Origin of the sequence: Streptococcus sp. 1171_SSPC (assembly GCF_001069335.1) — a bacterium.
GTDB classification, from domain to species: Bacteria; Bacillota; Bacilli; order Lactobacillales; family Streptococcaceae; genus Streptococcus; species Streptococcus xiaochunlingii.
This window is the reverse complement of the sequence record NZ_JWAK01000005.1, coordinates 1-19292: the sequence shown is the minus strand read 5'-3', so window position 1 is coordinate 19292 and position 19292 is coordinate 1. Positions and strand designations below refer to the sequence as shown.

The 19292-nt window shown below is 43.2% G+C and carries 21 protein-coding genes, 1 tRNA gene, 1 other RNA gene and 1 pseudogene; 10 read left to right on the top strand and 14 right to left on the bottom strand.

The window, feature by feature from the left end; genetic code table 11:
• Position 1: 1 nt before the first annotated feature.
• The 4 genes from ADF75_RS00425 to tpx all read left to right on the top strand — a co-directional run bounded on the left by ADF75_RS00425 (position 2) and on the right by tpx (position 3100).
• The gene (locus ADF75_RS00425; RefSeq protein ID WP_048788741.1) at positions 2–724 is read left to right on the top strand and encodes a metal ABC transporter ATP-binding protein; all 723 of its coding nucleotides are present in this window, start codon (positions 2–4) and stop codon (positions 722–724) included.
• Positions 721–1560 carry a metal ABC transporter permease gene (locus ADF75_RS00420; protein ID WP_009732123.1) on the top strand — a complete coding sequence of 280 codons (840 nt, stop codon included), beginning with the start codon at positions 721–723 and terminating at the stop codon, positions 1558–1560. The genes ADF75_RS00425 and ADF75_RS00420 overlap by 4 nt, the downstream gene beginning before the upstream one ends.
• A 25-nt stretch (positions 1561–1585) precedes the next feature.
• Positions 1586–2518, top strand: coding sequence for a metal ABC transporter substrate-binding protein (locus ADF75_RS00415; RefSeq protein ID WP_048788740.1), 933 nt, complete (start codon positions 1586–1588; stop codon positions 2516–2518).
• Positions 2519–2605: 87 nt separating this feature from the next.
• On the top strand, positions 2606–3100 hold the full coding sequence (gene tpx / locus ADF75_RS00410) for a thiol peroxidase (RefSeq protein WP_040802778.1): 495 nt from the start codon (positions 2606–2608) through the stop codon (positions 3098–3100).
• Positions 3101–3207: 107 nt separating this feature from the next.
• On the opposite strand, the gene ADF75_RS00405 is transcribed toward tpx, so the two are convergent.
• Positions 3208–4233, bottom strand: coding sequence for a DUF3114 domain-containing protein (locus tag ADF75_RS00405; protein ID WP_048788739.1), 1026 nt, complete (start codon positions 4231–4233; stop codon positions 3208–3210).
• A 140-nt stretch (positions 4234–4373) separates the two neighbouring features.
• Between ADF75_RS00405 and ADF75_RS00400 the strand changes: the two genes are divergently transcribed.
• Positions 4374–5030, top strand: coding sequence for a metal-dependent transcriptional regulator (locus ADF75_RS00400; protein ID WP_048788738.1), 657 nt, complete (start codon positions 4374–4376; stop codon positions 5028–5030).
• A gap of 19 nt (positions 5031–5049) precedes the next feature.
• On the opposite strand, the gene dtd is transcribed toward ADF75_RS00400, so the two are convergent.
• The 9 genes from dtd to ADF75_RS00355 all read right to left on the bottom strand — a co-directional run bounded on the left by dtd (position 5050) and on the right by ADF75_RS00355 (position 13091).
• Positions 5050–5493, bottom strand: coding sequence for a D-aminoacyl-tRNA deacylase (gene dtd, locus ADF75_RS00395; protein WP_048788737.1), 444 nt, complete (start codon positions 5491–5493; stop codon positions 5050–5052).
• Positions 5494–5698: 205 nt separating this feature from the next.
• Positions 5699–7918: a RelA/SpoT family protein gene (locus ADF75_RS00390; RefSeq protein WP_048788736.1), complete on the bottom strand. Its 2220-nt coding sequence runs from the start codon at positions 7916–7918 to the stop codon at positions 5699–5701.
• 251 nt (positions 7919–8169) lie between these two features.
• Complete coding sequence (locus ADF75_RS00385) at positions 8170–8919, bottom strand: 16S rRNA (uracil(1498)-N(3))-methyltransferase (protein WP_048788735.1); 750 nt, start codon at positions 8917–8919, stop codon at positions 8170–8172.
• Position 8920: 1 nt separating this feature from the next.
• Entirely contained in the window at positions 8921–9871 is a 951-nt protein-coding gene (prmA, locus tag ADF75_RS00380) for a 50S ribosomal protein L11 methyltransferase (RefSeq protein ID WP_125329807.1), read from the bottom strand.
• A 137-nt stretch (positions 9872–10008) separates the two neighbouring features.
• Positions 10009–10482, bottom strand: coding sequence for a GNAT family N-acetyltransferase (locus tag ADF75_RS00375; protein WP_048788733.1), 474 nt, complete (start codon positions 10480–10482; stop codon positions 10009–10011).
• A complete protein-coding gene (locus ADF75_RS00370; RefSeq protein WP_031574864.1) occupies positions 10479–10913 on the bottom strand; it encodes an NUDIX hydrolase in 435 nt (144 codons plus the stop codon). Before ADF75_RS00370 ends, ADF75_RS00375 begins: the two co-directional genes overlap by 4 nt.
• Before the next feature lie 49 nt (positions 10914–10962).
• The gene (locus ADF75_RS00365; protein ID WP_048788732.1) at positions 10963–11505 is read right to left on the bottom strand and encodes a hypothetical protein; all 543 of its coding nucleotides are present in this window, start codon (positions 11503–11505) and stop codon (positions 10963–10965) included.
• A 23-nt stretch (positions 11506–11528) separates the two neighbouring features.
• Complete coding sequence (locus tag ADF75_RS00360) at positions 11529–12602, bottom strand: site-2 protease family protein (protein ID WP_048788731.1); 1074 nt, start codon at positions 12600–12602, stop codon at positions 11529–11531.
• 18 nt (positions 12603–12620) lie between these two features.
• Positions 12621–13091 (bottom strand): DUF3013 family protein, encoded by a 471-nt coding sequence (locus ADF75_RS00355; RefSeq protein WP_048788730.1) that lies wholly within the window; start codon positions 13089–13091, stop codon positions 12621–12623.
• A gap of 114 nt (positions 13092–13205) precedes the next feature.
• On the opposite strand from ADF75_RS00355, the gene ADF75_RS00350 reads away from it, so the two are divergent.
• The 3 genes from ADF75_RS00350 (at position 13206) to ADF75_RS00345 (ending at position 14812) form a co-directional block, all read left to right on the top strand.
• Entirely contained in the window at positions 13206–14477 is a 1272-nt protein-coding gene (locus ADF75_RS00350) for a replication-associated recombination protein A (RefSeq protein WP_048788729.1), read from the top strand.
• 66 nt (positions 14478–14543) lie between these two features.
• A non-coding RNA gene (gene ssrS, locus ADF75_RS10940) (6S RNA) lies at positions 14544–14737 on the top strand.
• Between the two features lie 2 nt (positions 14738–14739).
• Positions 14740–14812 (top strand) — tRNA-Lys (locus ADF75_RS00345).
• Positions 14813–14897: 85 nt separating this feature from the next.
• On the opposite strand, the gene ADF75_RS00340 is transcribed toward ADF75_RS00345, so the two are convergent.
• From ADF75_RS00340 to ADF75_RS10630, 4 genes and pseudogenes are all read right to left on the bottom strand, one after another.
• Entirely contained in the window at positions 14898–16037 is a 1140-nt protein-coding gene (locus ADF75_RS00340; protein ID WP_021152656.1) for a site-specific integrase, read from the bottom strand.
• A 1-nt stretch (position 16038) separates the two neighbouring features.
• Entirely contained in the window at positions 16039–16227 is a 189-nt protein-coding gene (locus tag ADF75_RS00335) for a DUF3173 domain-containing protein (RefSeq protein ID WP_000369785.1), read from the bottom strand.
• A gap of 11 nt (positions 16228–16238) precedes the next feature.
• The gene (locus ADF75_RS00330) at positions 16239–17216 is read right to left on the bottom strand and encodes a replication initiation protein (RefSeq protein WP_048788728.1); all 978 of its coding nucleotides are present in this window, start codon (positions 17214–17216) and stop codon (positions 16239–16241) included.
• A gap of 45 nt (positions 17217–17261) precedes the next feature.
• A pseudogene (locus ADF75_RS10630) lies at positions 17262–17443 on the bottom strand (hypothetical protein).
• A 210-nt stretch (positions 17444–17653) separates the two neighbouring features.
• Here ADF75_RS10630 and ADF75_RS00320 point away from each other — a divergent pair.
• Positions 17654–18166, top strand: a complete 513-nt coding sequence (locus ADF75_RS00320) for a helix-turn-helix domain-containing protein (RefSeq protein WP_048788726.1) — start codon at positions 17654–17656, stop codon at positions 18164–18166.
• A gap of 218 nt (positions 18167–18384) precedes the next feature.
• Positions 18385–18900: a DUF308 domain-containing protein gene (locus ADF75_RS00315; protein ID WP_009732102.1), complete on the top strand. Its 516-nt coding sequence runs from the start codon at positions 18385–18387 to the stop codon at positions 18898–18900.
• Positions 18901–19292: the final 392 nt, after the last annotated feature.

Below are 19292 nucleotides of genomic sequence, written 5' to 3'. Positions count from 1 at the left end.
CATGATTCAAATTGAACATCTAAGTGTTGCTTACCAGCAAACACTGGCCTTGGAGAATCTTTCTCTCACCATCCAGGGTCCAACCATCCTAGGAATTCTTGGACCCAACGGAGCTGGAAAATCAACCTTGATCAAGGCTATGCTAGGACTTCTCCCTCATTCGGGAAAAGTCCTACTCGATCAAAAAGATCTCGACCAAGTTCTTCAACGAGTGGCCTACGTCGAACAAAAGACAGCTATTGATTTCCACTTCCCCATCACGGTGCGAGAGTGTGTCTCACTGGGCCTCTACCCCCATCTTTCTATCTTCAAGCGAAAAAGCAAAGAGGATCTCCAAAAGGTGGAAGATGCCTTAAAACTTGTCAATCTCCTTGATCTCGCGGATCGCCAGATTGGCCAACTCTCGGGAGGGCAATTCCAACGGGTCCTAATCGCCCGCTGCTTGGTCCAAGAAGCAGATGTCATCTTTTTGGATGAGCCCTTCGCTGGAATTGACTCTGTTAGCGAGGACATCATCATGCAGACACTCCAAACCCTGAAAAAGGAAGGCAAGACCATCCTGATCGTCCATCACGATCTCAGCAAGGTTCCAGCTTACTTTGACCAAGTCCTCCTCCTTCATCGCAAACTGATTGCTTTTGGGAAAACAGAGGAAACCTTTACCAAAGAGAATCTGCATGCAGCCTACGGGCATGAACTCTTTATAGGAGGTGAAATCAGATGATTGCAGAATTTATCGATGGATTACAACAATTTCATTTCCTCCAAAACGCTCTCATTACAGCTATTGCCATCGGGATCGTCGCCGGTGCGGTCGGATGTTTCATCATTCTGCGAGGCTTGTCTCTCATGGGGGACGCTATTTCGCACGCAGTCCTTCCAGGGGTGGCTTTGTCCTTTATCTTAGGTATCAACTTTTTTATTGGCGCCATCATCTTTGGCCTCTTAGCTTCCATCCTGATCACCTATATCAAGAGCAACTCCATCATCAAGAGCGACACTGCGATTGGGATTACCTTTTCTTCTTTCCTCGCCTTAGGGGTCATCTTGATTGGAGTCGCTAAAAGTTCCACTGACCTCTTCCACATCCTCTTTGGGAATATCTTGGCCGTGCAAGACCAGGATATGTGGATGACCATTGGTATTGGTGTGGCTGTCTTACTGGCGATTTGCCTGCTCTTTCGACCCTTGCTACTTACTTCCTTCGACCCTGTCCTCGCTCAATCCATGGGCGTTCGGGTCAAGGTCTATCACTACCTTCTCATGGTGCTCTTGACCTTGGTTTCTGTCACTGCTATGCAGAGTGTCGGGACCATTCTCATCGTCGCCATGCTCATCACACCTGCTGCGACGGCCTATCTCTATGCCAATAGCCTCTGGTCCATGATGCTCCTTTCATCCGGATTAGGTGCTCTTGCATCCATCCTAGGACTTTTTATTGGTTATAGCTTCAACATCGCTGTCGGATCTTGTATTGTCATCACTTCTGCCGTCTTCTTTCTCATTAGCTTCTTTATCGCTCCCAAGCAGAGAAAGAACAGACATTCCCCTTCGTACTAAGATTAATCTCATAAAGGAGAAAAAAATGAAAAAACTAACTTCCGTCTTAGCCCTCTTTGTGGCTCTCTTATTTGGTTTACTGGCTTGTAGCAAAGACTCTTCTTCCAAGTCCTCATCCGATAAATTGAAAGTGGTCACCACCAACTCCATCCTCGCAGATATGACAAAAAATATCGCTGGAGATAAAATCGAGCTACACAGTATTGTCCCTGTCGGCCAAGATCCCCATGAATACGAACCACTCCCAGAAGATGTCAAAAAAACTTCACAAGCAGACCTCATCTTCTACAACGGCATCAACCTCGAAACGGGTGGCAATGCTTGGTTTACCAAGTTGGTCAAAAATGCTAATAAAGTAGAAAACAAGGACTATTTCGCTGCCAGCGATGGCGTAGAGGTCATCTACCTAGAAGGCCAAAACCAAGCTGGAAAAGAAGACCCTCACGCTTGGCTCAATCTCGAAAACGGGATCATCTATGCTAAAAACATTGCTAAACAATTGATCGCCAAAGATCCAAAAAATAAGGACTTCTACGAAAAAAATCTAGCAGCCTATACTGAAAAACTGAGCAAGCTGGATCAAGAAGCCAAGCAAGCATTCAATAACATCCCAGCAGAGAAGAAGATGATCGTAACCAGTGAGGGTTGCTTCAAGTACTTCTCCAAAGCCTACGGCGTCCCATCTGCCTATATCTGGGAAATCAACACTGAAGAAGAAGGGACACCTGAACAAATCAAAACGCTGCTAGAGAAATTGCGTCAAACCAAAGTACCGTCCCTCTTTGTCGAATCCAGTGTTGATGAGCGTCCTATGAAAACTGTGTCTAAGGATAGCAATATCCCTATCTTTGCAAAGATCTTTACTGACTCGATCGCCAAAGAAGGCGAAGAAGGCGACAGCTACTACAGCATGATGAAATGGAATTTGGAGAAAATCGCAGAAGGTTTGAACAAATAAGATTCCAAACTGATTAGATTCTCAAACAAATCAGTGGCTCTTCCCCCTTCATTAATGTACAATGAAAAGAAAAAAGGAGTCTTTGCTATGACAACATTTTTAGGAAACCCTGTTACCTTTACCGGATCTCAACTTCAAGTTGGCGATACTGCTCATGACTTTTCACTGACTACACCAAACTTAGAGAAAAAATCTTTGGCTGATTTTGCTGGGAAGAAAAAAGTCCTCAGCGTGATCCCATCTATTGACACAGGTATCTGTTCCACCCAAACACGTCACTTCAACCAGGCCCTCTCTGACATGGAGGACACTGTGGTCTTGACGGTTTCCGTCGACCTTCCTTTCGCTCAAGGTAAATGGTGTGCTGCTGAAGGGATCGAAAATGCCATCATGCTCTCAGACTACTTCGACCATTCCTTCGGAAAAGCCTATGGCCTCTTGATCAATGAATGGCATTTGCTCGCACGCGCTGTCTTGGTCCTAGATGCGGACAACAAGGTCACTTACGTCGAATACCTAGACAACATCAACAGCGAACCCAATTACGACGCGGCAATCGAAGCCGTCAAAGCACTTGATTAAATAAAAAAGAGGTCTACGACTTCTTTTTTATATCTACAAAATTCGTTCAGAGACTTTCCTTAAGAGAATTTCTAAGAGTCCTTTTTCTTCAATCCGAAAGAGGACTACTATAAAAACCGATGGAGTCCATTCTGAAGGAGGACTCGCCAGCGTAAGCGTGGGATGCCTCTGAGGAAACTCCGCACACGCTTTGCTACCTGTTGCTTGTAGCTCTTGCCTCCTTGTGCAAAGGTTCCCTTCCGGCTCCAATAGCCCTGCTCTCCACGATCATTCTTCGGAGCTAGATAGCGAACACCTTGCTGATAGAGGACCTTCTTACGAAAAGGTGGATCCCACGATTTGACGGGATCGATATCCAAGTCCTTATGAGTCCGGCCTCTGGCTAAACCATAGTTGAAACTGGCTCCATTGACAATGCCATTTTCAGAAATCTGATTCGGGTCCACTTCGTTGAGAAACTGGCCACCCTGATCCAGGATATACTCAGTATGAAAGTTGAGCAAGACCTTAAAATTCAACTGGGCCTGAGCACGCGATGGGAAGGCGAGCTGGCCGTTTTGATCCACATAGACCTTATTGTGAAGACGAGCCGCCTCATAGGCATCAATCTTAATTCCTTTTGTCTCCTGTAAGTAAGCTTGTAGCGCCTCTTCATCAGTCTGTCCAGTTTTGGCATAATGCTCCCGAATCCACTGGGTCTGGTAGGCAGAGAGCAGATAGCGGAACTGGTGGATCTGGCGTTTTAAGAGCTGATCTCCTGCTTTGCTGGCTAATGAATCCAGAGCAAAAGCTACTTGGACCACTCTTGAAAAAGAAGACCAAAAAGGTGAATGAGGGGGACAATCTGGCCAGAACCGCTTCAGTAAGAAGGCGGTCTCCTCACAGGTTCCCGATAAATCCCGTGGCATGAGACAGAGATGCATAACCCCTTTTAAGAGGGCCTGGGCACGACCTGCCGTCAATCCTTGCAGTTCTCTCTGCCACATCTCTTGGAAAAGAGGGCTGGCAAAGACAAAGACAGAGCGGTAACAGTCTTGCCTTCTTGCTTCATCTTCGCAAGACTGCAGTCGTTTTTCTAAGTAGCTGAGACCTCTGGTCGTCCAGCCCAGTTTTTCTAATTCCCGTCGCTTCATCTGCCCCCTCCTTTCCATATTGTTTTCGGTTTATGCTTCTATACTATCATCTTTCGCCCTCCCAGACAATTCCTATCCACTGGCCAAGCCATTTTGCGCTTTTTTTGATATACTAGAAGGAGCGAAGAAAAGAGGACCCTATGACACCAAATAAAGAAGATTACCTCAAGTGCATCTATGAAATCGGCACGCAACATGAAAAAATTAGTAACAAAGAGATTGCGGCCCGGATGCAGGTTTCGCCTCCAGCCGTGACTGAGATGGTCAAGCGAATGATCTCGGAGAATCTCCTCATCAAGGATAAGACCCACGGCTATCTGCTTACCGAGCTCGGCCTTCAAACAGTTTCCGATCTCTTTCGCAAGCACCGCTTGATTGAAGTGTTCTTGCTCAAAAAACTGGGCTATACAACTGAAGAAGTCCATGAAGAGGCTGAGGTGCTCGAGCATACTGTCTCCGACCGCTTTATCGATAAACTTGATCAGATGTTAGACACTCCTAGGACCTGCCCCCACGGAGGAACTATTCCACCCAAAGGAAAACTTCTCATTGAGGCTTATCAGGACCGTTTGAGCGATGTCAGCGAACCAGGAAGCTATCGTTTGCGAAGAGTTCAAGATAGCTTTGAATTGCTGAATTTTTTAGACCAAATCCAGCTGACCATTGGAGATGTCATTCTCTTCAAAGGCTATGATGATTACACCGGCCTCTATCAACTCCAAATCAAAGACCAGGACATCCAGATCAATCATCTGATTGCCCAACAACTTTACATAGAAAAACATGCCCTTGATTAAAGGGCATGTTTTTTACTTTCTATGGATTTTTCGTATCGAGGATGATAGTCACTGGGCCATCATTAATGAGTTCGATTACCATATCTGCAGCGAAGATCCCTCGTTTGACAGGGACTTCCTTTTCTAACAAATCATTGAAATCATTGTAGAGCTGGCTAGCCATCTCTGGATTGGCTGCCCCAATAAAGGCTGGACGATTGCCTTTTTTTGTCTGGGCAAAGAGGGTAAACTGCGAAACAGATAGGATTTCCCCTTGAATATCCTTGACAGATAAGTTCATCTTCCCTTCTTCATCCGAGAAAATCCGCATTTGCGTGACCTTCCGCACCGCGTATTCCAGGTCCTTTTGGTCATCCTCAGGTCCCACTCCCACCAAGAGCAAAAGCCCATCCTGAATCTGACTATAGACTTGACCATCAATAGAAACCGAGGCCCTTTTGACCCGTTGAATTACTAATTTCATCTTATTATCCTATTTTAACAATCTATTGAGCATTCACTGCTACCTTCAAAGAAAATCGACATCAGACAAGGCAGTGAGATGTAGGCACACTATCTGAAAAGCAAAGGCTGTTCAGTTGCTTTTAGAGCAAGGCAGCGAGATGAAGACAGTACTGTAGTACGGCGAGGCGAGCTAACGAAGCAATAAAAGATAACTGAGCAGCCGATTAGCCGTTGGTACGCTTAACAGAGTACACCTCCGGCACACTCTTAATCTTATCCACAACCGTTGTCAACATAGACAGGTTTGGAATCCCGAAGGAAATGTGGATATTGGCAAATTTCATATCTTTGGTTGGTTGGGCATTGACGGTTGAGATCATCTTAGCCGTGTTGGAGAGGACTTGAAGGACATCGTTGAGGAGGCCTGCACGGTTGAGGCCGTAAATATCAATATGGGCGATGTAATCCTTGGTCGTGTTATTGTCTTCCCACTCGACGTCGATCAAACGTTGCTCGTAGTTGTCTTGAGCCCGCAGGTTCATACAGTCTTGACGGTGGATGGCAACCCCACGTCCTTTGGTAATGTAGCCGACAATTGTATCTCCTGGGACGGGATTGCAACACTTAGCAATCCGGATCAAGAGACCAGAAGCCCCTTGGATGACCACGCCACCTTCATGGCGGACCTTGAGGGTGTCTTTTTTGTTTTCAACCTTGACTTCGCCACCTTTGACCAGCTCTTCAGCTTCTGCACGCGCCTTGGCCTTTTCCTCTTCTCGACGCTCTTCCTCCGTCAAACGATTAAAGACAGAGATGGCTCCGACTTCTCCAAAACCGATGGCCGCAAACAGGGCATCTTCGGTCTTGTAGCTGGTCTTTTGCAAGACCTTGTCCATGTGCTTCTTATCCATGAACTTGTTGGCAATCATATCATGCTCATGGAATTGGGCCATGAGCAACTCTCGTCCACGGTTGATCGAGAGTTCCTTGTCTTGGTTCTTAAAGAATTGGCGGATCTTATTGCGGGCCTTGCTGGTCTTGACGATATTGAGCCAGTCACGACTTGGTCCAAATGAATTTGGATTGGTGATGATTTCAACCTGGTCACCCGTTTTCAGCTTTGTAGTCAAAGGAACCATACGGCCATTAACCTTGGCACCAGTCGCTTTTTCCCCGATCTTGGTATGAATCTCATAGGCAAAGTCAATCGGTCCAGAATCCTTTGGAAGAGAACGAACCGCTCCATCTGGAGTAAAGACATAAATCTCTTCTGCCAGATAGTTTTCTTTGACAGTATCGACAAATTCTTTGGCATCATCCGCCTGGTCTTGGAGTTCCATCATCTCCTTGATCCAGTTCATCCCAATAGCCGATTCTTTGCTATTGACTTGGCCCTTGATCCCTTTCTTATAGGCCCAGTGTGCCGCAACCCCGTACTCAGCAACTTCGTGCATTTCCTTGGTACGGATCTGGAACTCGATGGGACCTTTTGGACCGTAGACAGTGGTATGAATAGACTGGTAACCATTAGCCTTCCGATTGGCGATATAGTCCTTGAAACGACCTGGCATCGGCTTCCACAATTCGTGAATGTAACCCAGCATGGCATAAACGTCACTTGGAGATTCCAGAATGCAACGGATGGCAATCAAATCATAGATTTCATCAAAGCGCTTCTTCTTATCCTGCATCTTGCGGTAGATGGAGTAGATATGCTTAGGGCGACCATAGATTTTCCCATAGAGGTGGCGTTCTGCTGCATAGGACTCGATCTTTTGGACAACTTCTTCTACCAAGGCTTCCCGCTCACGACGCTTCTCCTTCATCATATGGGAAATTTTGTAGAACTCGACTTCGTTCAGATAACGGAAGGATAAATCTTCCAATTCCCATTTGACGCTGGAAATCCCAAGACGGTGAGCTAGCGGTGCATAGATTTCCATGGTTTCTTGAGAAATCCGCTCTTGCTTGTCCTTGCGCAAATGCTTCAAAGTCCGCATGTTGTGCAAACGGTCTGCTAGCTTGACCAAGATGACACGGATGTCTTGAGACATGGCCATGAGCATCTTGCGGTGGTTCTCTGCCAGCTGCTCTTCATGGGACTTGTATTTGACCTTCCCGAGCTTGGTCACTCCATCAACAATCACTCGGACATCGTGTCCAAATTCGCGTTCTAGATCATCTAGGGTCGCGTCTGTATCCTCGACAACGTCGTGCAAAAAACCACAGGCAACGGTCACAGCATCCAACTTCAATTTTGCCAAAATGCCGGCAACTTGAATAGGGTGGATGATATAGGGTTCACCTGATTTACGGAATTGCCCACTATGGCAGTCGACCGCATAAAGGAGAGCTTTTTCTACAAATGCAACATCCTCTCCCGACAAGTATTTTTTGGTAAGGGCAATAACCTGGCCCCCTGTTAAAGGTTCTTCTTTCGGCATCTAGTTTTCTCCACTTTCTTGCCTTCTATTCTATCACTTTTAGCTCTATATGAAAACTAGTCCGATTGACTTTCATGCTATTTGAGGAGCTTCCCAGCACTATCAGCCAGAAATCCCGAACGTAGGCTCCCTTTTTATACAAATACTCCATTTTTTATAAAAAATTCATTAATTTGTAATATATAAAAAATAAGAAAACGAATATATTCTGAACAAAATAAGGTATAAAAGAAACGCGTGAAGATCTACCTTCACGCGTTTTTCATTAATTCTGTGACAACACTCACTGCGCTAAGGGCATAGAGTGGTGCGGTTTCTGCTCGTAGAATGCGAGGACCAAGTCCTGCAAGGACTGCTCCTTTAGCTTCAAAACTTTCGATTTCCACAGGTGAGAGACCACCTTCTGGACCAAAGATAAAGAGAACCTTGCTCCCTTTTTTAAGACCACTTACAGCTTGTACAAGAGCAGCGCTTTCGCCTTCTTTGGCCGACTCTTCATAGGCCACCACGATGCGGTCAAACTGGTCAAGTTGGGCTAGAAAGTCTGCCTTTTTCTCAAAAAGGGTAATGCTTGGAACAAGATTCCGCTTGCTTTGCTCTGCTGCTCCAAGGGCAATTTTTTCTAGTTTTTCAACCTTTTTACCCAATTTCTTGCCATCCCACTTGGCAACTGACCAATCGGCAGGAAAGGCCCAAATTTGACTAGCACCGAGCTCTGTTACTTTTTGAGTGATAAACTCCAGCTTGTCTCCCTTGGGAAAGCCTGATGCGATAGTCACTTGGACCGGCAGTTCCACATTGTCAGCTAATTCTTTGATTAGCTCCAACTGACGAGCCTCCACATTGACCACTCGCGCCAAGCGCTTGATCCCATCATCAAAGACTAGGGTCACCTGGTCTTCTTCTTTCAAGCGCATGACCTGAAACATGTGCTTGCTGGTTTCCTTATCCTCAATCGTGACAGGTGAGCTAGCCAAGCCTTTTACAAAATACTGCTGCATGCTAGCCTCCAATCACACCAGAAATATCCTTGGTCTTCTTGAAGACACAGGCATTCCACTCCCCTTGAATCATGTGGGTTTCAAGGAAAAATCCAGCCGCTTCTGCTGACTCACGCACCATGTCCCACTTGTCCTTGATAATGCCACTCATGATCAGGTAGCCTTCATCCTTAACCAAACGATAAGCATCCTCTGTCAGATGAATAAGGATATCCGCCAAGATATTGGCCACGATGACATCTGCCTCAATCTCCACACCCTTAAGCAAATCGCCTGGGGCTACATGAATGTTTTCCATGCCAGGATTGAGTTCAATATTTTCCTGAGCGACGCGAACCGCTACATCATCCAAGTCATAGGCGAAGATTTCCTTGGCACCTAGGAGTGAGCTGGCGATAGAAAGGACACCTGAACCAGTCCCCACATCTAGCACTGTTTCGCCACCGCGAAGAACCTGCTCCAAGGCAAAGAGGCTCATCTTGGTTGTTGGGTGAGTTCCTGTTCCAAAGGCCATCCCAGGGTCCAGCTTGATAATCTTTTCTCCCGCCGTCGCCTCATAGTCCGTCCATGACGGTACGATGGTCAAGTCATGGGTGATGCGAGCTGGTTCATAGTATTTCTTCCAATTATCTGCCCAGTCTTCCTCAGCCAAGGCAGTCGTTCCCATCTTAACTTCGCCCAGATCCATAAAATCTGTCAATTCTGCCAAGCGAGCCTGCAAATCCGCTTCAACCTCTGCTACATCAACCGTTTCAGGATAGTAGGCGGTCACCACGATTTCTTCTTGCTGCTCGACATCAGGAAAAATCTCACCGAAGCGGTCCACGTTGCCCACATAGTCCATGCTATCTTCGATCGCGACCCCTTGGGCACCTAACTCGATCAAGAGGTTGGAGACTAGTTCCTCACCCTCACGCTTCACTGTAACTTTTAGCTCTTGCCATGTTTCCATCATTAAGATACCAAGCCCGTAAAACACAAAGCCAAAATAGGAAATTCTCTGAAGACGCTTGTGTCTAAGAGAAGTTTATCTTTTTGGCACAGTGTTTAGGGCGGGTTCAGTTTAGAAATTTAACCGAACCATCCTTTCTATTTCTCTATCAATTTTTTCATGTAGACCATATCCATGCCTTCTTTTTCAGGCTCGATATGGGTTTGACGATAGCCGTTTTTCTCGTAAAAAGCAACCATGCCTGCATCCTGTAACACCGTACACAAATCCCATTGTGAAACGGTTGAAAATTCCTCTTCTAGCAAGCGCAATCCTTCAGAACCATAACCTTTTCCTTGATAGGGAGGCAAAATCGCTGCCGTTCCCAACCAAGCTTTCGTTAACTCTTCATTGGTCTGAACTCGTAAAAATCCGATGTTTTCTTCATCTTTTTTTACAAAGTAGTAATAGCTATTGGGACGCTCGACTAGTTTCCACTTAATTCGTTCGCGGTCCTCCAGATAAGGGTCATATTCATCATGGTATTTTTCATAAACAGCCTTAAAGCTAGCTCTCTGAATTGCAATAATAGTTTCTAAATCCTCTGCTCCCGCTCGAACAAGTGTTATCATAAACCTTCCTCCAAATAATCCCTCAATCTCCCCTGTAGCTGAGGCACTGCCTGTTTAGACTTCAAAAATTCCTCAATAGGCATCAGTTTATAGGCCTGTCCTTCATTCCCAAAGGTAATATTGTCAAATTGTTCTTGTCTTAGCTGACCAACCATAAAGACCGATTGCTTGTCTTTAAAGATTACGCTAGGATAAATCTTGCTCCAAAGCAGACAGTCTTCATCTAAATGAATTCCCAATTCCTCATAAACTTCACGCGCTGCGCACTCGAAAGGGCTTTCGTTTCCTTCACGACCACCACCTGGCAACTCCCACATGTTGGGACAAGGGATATCGTCCTTGTCATCACGTAAGATAGTCAAGACCTTATCCCCACAAATCAAGGCAATCTTGCAACCTTGGAAATCCATTCTGCTATCCAATAATTCCATGATATTTACTCTTTTCTATGATAACAATTACTCTCTAGGAAAATACGAGCTAGCTTTCTTCGATTACTTTTTGACACTCTGCATCCCAGTACGCCCGCCATCTACCATGTTTTTTGGCAAAATAAACCGTAAACTCATCATTGACATAATCTGCAACATAGCGAAGATTAGGAGGATTTTCATCAAAACTTAATATCCAAGGATGGAAGTAAAAGGTTTTCTCCCACCTCTTCTGAGTATAGCCGAGATTCTTGGCAAACTGAGGGATAGGTTGTTGCAACTCGCTTTCCAAATGGGACTGAATGGCATTGTCAAAACTATTCAAACGAGCTAATAGTTGCTTAAACTGATCTTCCTCCTCAATTTTGAAATCACCTATGAACTCAAATTCTGCAAAGTCTATAGAAAATTCAAATAATGTGATTTTACCATCCTCAACATAGTGCCCATCTTCATCAACACAACAATGAGTTCCTGACTTCAATACTCGCTCAAAATCTAAATCCGCAAAGCGATTGCGGGGAAGGATCGACTCACACTCTTGAGATTTTTGGGATTTTTTACTAAATAACCGCTTAAATTTCTGAAGCATCGGACAGCTCCCTTTCCTATTTCTCAGCTCACCTGAGTCTCTTCTTCCTGTATGGCTTGTTCCAACTCATCTAACCACTGCTGGTAATAGGCTTTCTCATCCCGCAGCATGCGACTCACATCCATCTTCTGTCTGGCAAGCTTGATCGCCTTGTGTGTCTGGGCCAAATCTTTCTTGACCTTAAATTGATACCAGGCTTGGACCGCCTGTATATTGGTCAATTTCATCGACAAAAAAGACTTGACTCGTCGAATGGACGCGTATTCCTCTGCTTTCTCATGATCTCCTTCCAACAAGGCGATATGCAGTAGGGACAACTGGGTGGCAGTTTGAATCATCGGGTTATCTGCCCTCTTCAGTAAAGCCTGAAAGTGCTCTTTAGCCGCCTCTCGATTGCCCTCTAAGATGTAGACTTCTCCCTGAAGGGCTAAGACCCCCTCCACAAAGCCTCCTTGCACCTCCTCAGGAACAGGTCTAACAAAATCTTTCAGATCGTAATCTTCTGGTGCTAGCATGGTCTGAGCAGAATGGCGGAGTCCGAGATAAGCATAGACCACATTTTCAGGATGGTACATCAATTCTAAAATTTTGGCTCCATCTGTAATCCCCAGAGGGAGAACATTGGCCAAAATGAAGGAGAGATTGAGACAAATCCATGTGCCTGCAAAATACCAACTCTGTGTCAGAACTCCAAAGAGGAGGGATAGGATGAGTAAAGTCAAATGAACCAATATCCCACCTGAAAGCATCAAGATCATTCGTTGGTCACTTTCATCCTCTTTTAGTCCAATATACTGGGCGCCAACATTTTTCAGAACTGCCGTGCGGCTAAGACGAAACTTTCCTTCCTTTTTAGTCAGAAGGAAACTTCCCAAGCCCAAAGCGACGAGGCGATAGCCCGTCAGATATCCACAGAAAGCATGCCCCAGTTCATGAAGAATGAAAATGAGATACATGCTACCGAAAGTGAAGAGATAGCCCGGTACAAAAACCAGTTGAAAGCCTAAATCCGTAAAGGCGATCGTCCCCAAGGCAAAAGCACCCATCAAGAGAAGAAAGGACAGGCCGTAAACTAGGTAGGTCCCAATTTTTTTCATTGACTCTCCCACTTGTTTCTAATATCTCGGATAAGGATAAAAGGTGCTTTCTTCTAGGCCAACTTTGCCTTCTTCAAAAACTTCTTGGTTCCAGACGATCTCAAAGCTCTCTGCTTCTTCGTCTGCTAAGAAATCCATGAGCTCATCCAAGGCTAGCTCGGCTGTATCCTTTAGGAAGGTCGCAAAATAGGCTAGAAACTCCCGAGACAAGCCTTTCTTCGGCTCATACGGAATCGCCGTTAAATAGGCATCTTCTTCCACATGCGACTTGGCTGGATTGTAGAAGATGACGGCTTCTTCAAAGAAGATATCCTCGTCAGACTCTTCCCCCGACTCATCGACCAAGGCAACCCCTCCTGTGTTTTGCACTTCCAAGAGAAAAGCCACTTCTACCGCATGATTTTTCTTATCCCAATTGATCTCAAAGTCAAAGGGAAAGACCTTTTCCATTTCCTCTTCTAAAACATCCAAAAATCCATATTTAGACATCATGTCCTCTTTCTAATTTCCCACTCTTAGAGCGGAATATGATACAATAGTTACTACAATCTTACCATAAAAACTGCCTCTTTTAAAGGAGACAAAGCTAGAAAGGAGACCCTTATGCCGGACAATCTCGCCCTGCGCATGCGCCCCAAAACCATCGATCAGGTCATCGGACAAGAACACCTGGTCGGCCCAGGGAAAATCATCCGCCGCATGGTGGAGGCCAATCGTCTCTCGTCCATGATTCTCTTTGGCCCACCAGGGATTGGCAAGACCAGTATTGCTTCTGCCATCGCGGGTACGACTAAGTATGCCTTTCGGACCTTCAATGCAACCGTCGACAGCAAAAAACGCCTGCAAGAGATCGCAGAGGAAGCCAAGTTTTCAGGTGGCTTGGTCCTGCTTTTGGATGAGATCCATCGCCTCGATAAGACCAAACAAGATTTTCTCCTGCCTTTGCTCGAAAGCGGTCTGGTCATCATGATCGGCGCAACGACTGAGAATCCTTTCTTCTCCGTGACGCCTGCCATTCGCAGTCGGGTGCAGATCTTTGAGCTGGAACCCTTGACCAATGAACAGGTCAAAGAGGCGATCCAGTTGGCACTGAGCGACCCTGAGCGGGGCTTTGACTTCCCTGTGACGCTCGATGAGGAAGCCTTGGATTTCATCGCCACTTCGACCAATGGAGACCTGCGTTCTGCCTATAATTCTCTCGATTTGGCTGTTCTCTCTACCAAGGAAGGGGAGGATGGCGTTCGCCACATCAGTCTCGACATCATGGAAAACAGCCTCCAGCGCAGCTATATCACCATGGACAAGGACGGAGACGGTCACTACGATGTCCTCTCTGCTCTGCAAAAGTCCATCCGCGGATCCGATGTCGATGCTAGTCTCCACTACGCCGCACGCTTGATTGAAGCGGGCGATCTCCCTAGCTTAGCCCGTCGCTTGACGGTCATTGCCTACGAAGATATCGGCCTGGCCAATCCAGATGCACAGATCCATACGGTGACAGCCCTTCAGGCAGCGGAGCGCATCGGCTTTCCCGAAGCCCGCATCCTCATCGCCAACATCGTCATTGACCTGGCACTTTCGCCTAAGTCCAACTCGGCCTACGTCGCCATGGATAAGGCCTTGTCTGATCTCCGGAAATCGGGCAATCTTCCTATCCCTCGCCACCTCCGTGACGGTCATTATGCTGGAAGCAAGACCTTGGGAAATGCCCAAGACTACAAGTACCCTCACAATTATCCTGGCAATTGGGTCCAACAGGACTACCTACCAGACAAGCTTAAGGGGGCCTCTTATTTCACTCCCAATGAAAATGGCAAATACGAGCGAGCCCTAGGGGCGACAAAAGAGAAGATTGATCAACTCAAGAAAAGGTGATATCGGTTCCAAAAAATTGAGATTTTCCCTTGAAATTTTTTTGAAATATGGTATCATATACATATAGAAACGCTGTGGTGTACGACTTCACACTTAAGTGTTGACCGACTATTTTTTGTATTATTAGGGAAACAAAGGACTTCTAACAGCATGCAGGCCGTATCACGCGGAAGCAGCTTCAGTTAGAGCAAGTTGCCCACCTGCTTAATTGCGCGGGTTCAATACAAACCGTGAAGTTTCGGCACCAATACAGCTTTTTTTTGCCTCCTTAGCTCAGTTGGTAGAGCAGTAGACTCTTAATCTATGGGTCGCAGGTTCGAGCCCTGCAGGGGGCATCCAATAATTCAACAGGAAGCCTGATATATCAGGCTTTTTTGCTTGTCTATAACTGATTTGCCCCATCATTTGCCCCACATTTTTTTATGAGCAATCTTTCCAGACATCTCTAATTTGATTAAATTCTTCAAAAATTTTCTCTTCTAAAGTGTGTCCATATACTTCTACTAACATTGAAATATCTTTATGCCCTAGAATTTTTGCAATAACTCCAAGGTCAAATCCTTTGTGCCAGAGGTAGCTTCCATAGGTATGACGTGCTCCTTTTGTCGTGATAATTGGATAAATATCTAATTCATTTAAAAGAACACTCAAAGCTTTATTGACACTTGCAATATCTGGTACCAAGTGAATATATCCATAATGCTGAAAAATCATTTTATACCTATTCTTGATTCCTAGCTCTTTATTAGCCTTCTCTTGTTCAATTTTTAGGACTTGTAATATCTTAATACATTCTTCGTCTATCGGTACCATCCGAATAGACGTTTTATTTTTTGGAGGGACAAATTTATGAGAAAGGGTATTAAACCTCCTATATGTTTTTAGCAGTCCTCTGTCAAAGTCAACTTCATTCCAAGTTAACGCTATTAACTCTCCAAACCTCATGCCTGTTTTTAATAGAAAATAGACAATATAAGGAACAATTGAACGTTGGTAATCAAATTTTCTCTTTACTGCTAAAAGTAAATCCAGATAGTCCTTTTCTGTATGTAAATATTTCTCTTCTGTCATCTGTTGTTCTTTGGATGAAAATAACTCGACATGTTGTGTAAAATCATCTATTAGAACTTTGTCTGCAATTGCCATTTGGATGCTCTGATGAATCCCAGTATTCAATCTACCAAGAAAATTTCTACCAACTGTTTGTCCATACTTATTCATAATTCTTTGGTATTCACTCGCACGAATTTGAGTGACTTTTTTATTTCCAAATAATCTTTCAATTGTGTTTTTACGGAGAAGATATTTTTTCTTTGTCTCTTCCGACCTACTACTCGGTAGAATTTTTAGTTCAAGCCATTCTTGATACAGATCTACAAGAGAAATATCTCTAGAAATTCTTTTTCCTAAACGAAGTTCTTGCAGAATCGGTTCAGCTTCTGACTCTGCAAGTTTTTTTGTTTTAAAACCGCTATTATGAACAACTGTTTTCCCTTCGCTACGAATTTCATAGGTCCATAAATTACTATCTCCTCGCTTTCGATAACGAACACTTGCCATATTACGCCACCTCAGTTCCTAGAATCTCATTTACAACACTTTTTGGAACAACCATCAAACGTTTGCGATTATAAAATGTATAGCCTCGTGAGACAAGTAATTCTCTTGCCTGATGAATGATATCATTTGCTGTATGAGGGCGATAGCCCATTTCAATTAATTCTTTGTTACTAATTAAATTATTGTCCATAGTTATCCTCCTTATTTATTTTCTAAATTCAGAAACTCGCCTACAAGTAGTTGTAATTCTGCATTTAATTTAGGGAGATTCTGTATTAATACTTCTTTTAGTTCTTCCGCAAATTGATTCGTTTCTTCTCTCAATAGTTTGCGGACTCTTGTTTTTTTCTTTTTGATGCTGTCTGATTTTAAATTTGGAAAAGCCAATGATAACAGTTCAGGATTGTTGAGAAAGATAATTGTAAATGCTCTTTGCTCCACTCGAATATGTTCTAGCTTATAAAATCCGAAATTATCAAGTCGATTCATAACATCTTGGACCATCTCCTCACCAATCGCTTTGGTTCTGAGTTGGAACTCTAATCTCCACCAAAACGGATTTACATCCAAATCTAGCTTCTCTTCGCGCTTGTGAACAATGATTTCTTTATTCTTATCATATAACCTAACTTGTACATTACTACCGCTAGAACCCCAATATTTCGTCTCTAATTCACCCCCTCTACCATAGAAGGCCTTATGGGTAACACCACCTTTAATATGTTGCAAATTAACGATTTCAGGATTGTTGAAAATGTCAAATGCCAAATCAAAACGTGACAAACGTACTGTCAATGAATTCAATCTAGCAAAGTACATTAATTGCCTCCATACTTTCCTTCCATCAAATTCTTTTAAAGTATTAGGATTGAAATCAATTCGAATCAATTGTTCACCTCCATAAGTGGATAATTGAAAAAATATAATATTGATCGAATCATACTCATTAAAAACTTTAGCTAAAGTAAAGACATCATCTCGTACGTTATCATGTATTTCAAATGAATCAACTCTTGTACTTATTGCCTGTTTCAGATTTTTAAAAATTTGTCTTAGGGAACCAATGTCTGTATCCCAGATAACCGTTAATCTATCAATACTGACATCTAACCGCTGTACTAATTCTCCTACATCACATCGTTCTTGAATACTTCTTAAATCTTGTATAGAAACCAACAAAATTGTCCCCCCTTCTTTTAGATTTTTTAGGTTTCAGAAACACCGTCAAATCAACGATTGCTCGTTCCGTCGTTCTTTGGGCGTTGCCCTAAGTGTCCCTTTTTGCTGGCTGTTAGAATAGCCAGCTTTTGCTTGGCTAGAAATTGTCTGGACGGCAGTCTTCGGGACTTCGCCTGACTTCCCGTCAGGCTCGCCCTTGTCCTTGTCCACACAATTTCTAGCTCCAAGGCTTCGAATAGTCATAAGTCATAGTCTCGTCCTCAACTTCTTCCTCACTCACCAATCCTAAACTTACGAGCTATTTTTTGTATCATTTATAACTTATTTATAAGTTATAAATATATTTTATAAAAAATATTTTAAACAGTCAACTAAAAACTTGATTTGTAAGTTTATAGGTGATAAAATAAGTTTAAAACACAACGTAGGAGTTTATCATGACCTTTATTATTCAAAATTTTGGACCCAATTTGGCACGACTACGCATAGAAAAAGGAGTAAGTCAAACTCAACTTGCGGAAGATTTAGGAATCGGTAAACAGTCCATCTCTGATTACGAAAAACAAAAAAGCTATCCTACCTTTGCAAATTTGGATAAGATAGCAGAATATTTTAATGCAACTCCAACCCAACTATTTGGAACGAGTAAGGAGATTGAATTAGAAAAGAGTGTTCTTGAATCGAATGAATACTCTGATAAAGTAAGTGAAATCTTAAAAGCTGTCAAATACATCGAACATTTTTTAGAAACTGATGGACAGTACTTAGAGGATTTACTTTACCTAACAAGAGGCAACCAACTATACACAGAAGATGGAGATGAATTGTATATGGATCCAACTTCTCCGAAAAGAACATTTCATAACCAATATGAACCTGGTTTTATTGTAGCAAGAGATAAATCTCCACTAGAACTCTTAATTGAAAATAAGGAATTGTTTGATAAATAGAAAAAGCGAGGATAACCTCGCTTCAGATTGAAGTTAAAATCTTTAGAAGACACTTTTATAAGGACTTTGTCTTCAATCTGTGAAAAGGAGTGAAAACTCCTTTTCTTTTTGTAAGTCAGACTGAAACTTCCAAATTGTTTATTTATTTTATTGACATTTTCTATAAAAATAAGTACAATAGTTTTATTAGCAAACTATACTATATAGGGGGTATTGAAATGAAATTTTCTAATCGTTTACTGCTATTCCTTGCAGGAGTTGTTTTTGTCCTTTTAGGACTTTTCCTATTTACAAACCCAGTAGCTAATCTTGTTGCTTACAGCTGGTGGATTTCATTTGGTTTACTGGTTTCTTCTATAGCAGCTATTTTAGGCTATTTCTCTGCACCAAAAGAGCTTCGCTCACCTGTTTATCTTTTCCAAGGATTTGTTAGTCTTCTCTTAGCTCTTTACCTCGTTGCTTATGGCTTTGTGACCCTGCCGGTCGTCATTCCGACCATTGTAGGAATTTGGTTAATTGTAGAAGCCATTATTGCTTTCTTTAAAGGCAATCGTCTAGGATTGATTTTCCCTATTATTGGTAGCAATATCACGTGGGTAGCCTTGCTTGAATTTTTACTAGGTCTAGTGATTCTGTTCAATCCAGTGGCTACAGGTGTCTTTGTCGTTTATGTCATTGCCTTTTCAGTTTTAGTTACTGGCTTCACCTACATTATTGAGGCCTTTCGTAAATAGTCTAGTTGCTATTTCTATCGCATTCAAAAAAGCTGGGAAATCATATTCTCAGCTTTTTCGTCTCTTTAATTATCACTTTTTCGCATTCCATTCTACGTAGAAATTTGTTTTTTCATTTTATTCTCCAATTTGATCTCGCACTGACATTTATTTATAACAAAACTATATATCTAGAATAGCATAATCATTAGGTATTATAGGTTTTCAAACAAAATACGAGTCATTCGTTTTTGCCCCGCTTTTGCCCCATTTTTAAATCCTGACATTGAAAATACCTAAAAGTATTTCCCTAAAATCAGCTATATTTCAACATTTTTGTTTATTTTCAATATGAAAAGTTCTTACAAATCCATGCAGGGGGCATCTAAATCAACAGGAAAAAGCCTTGAAAT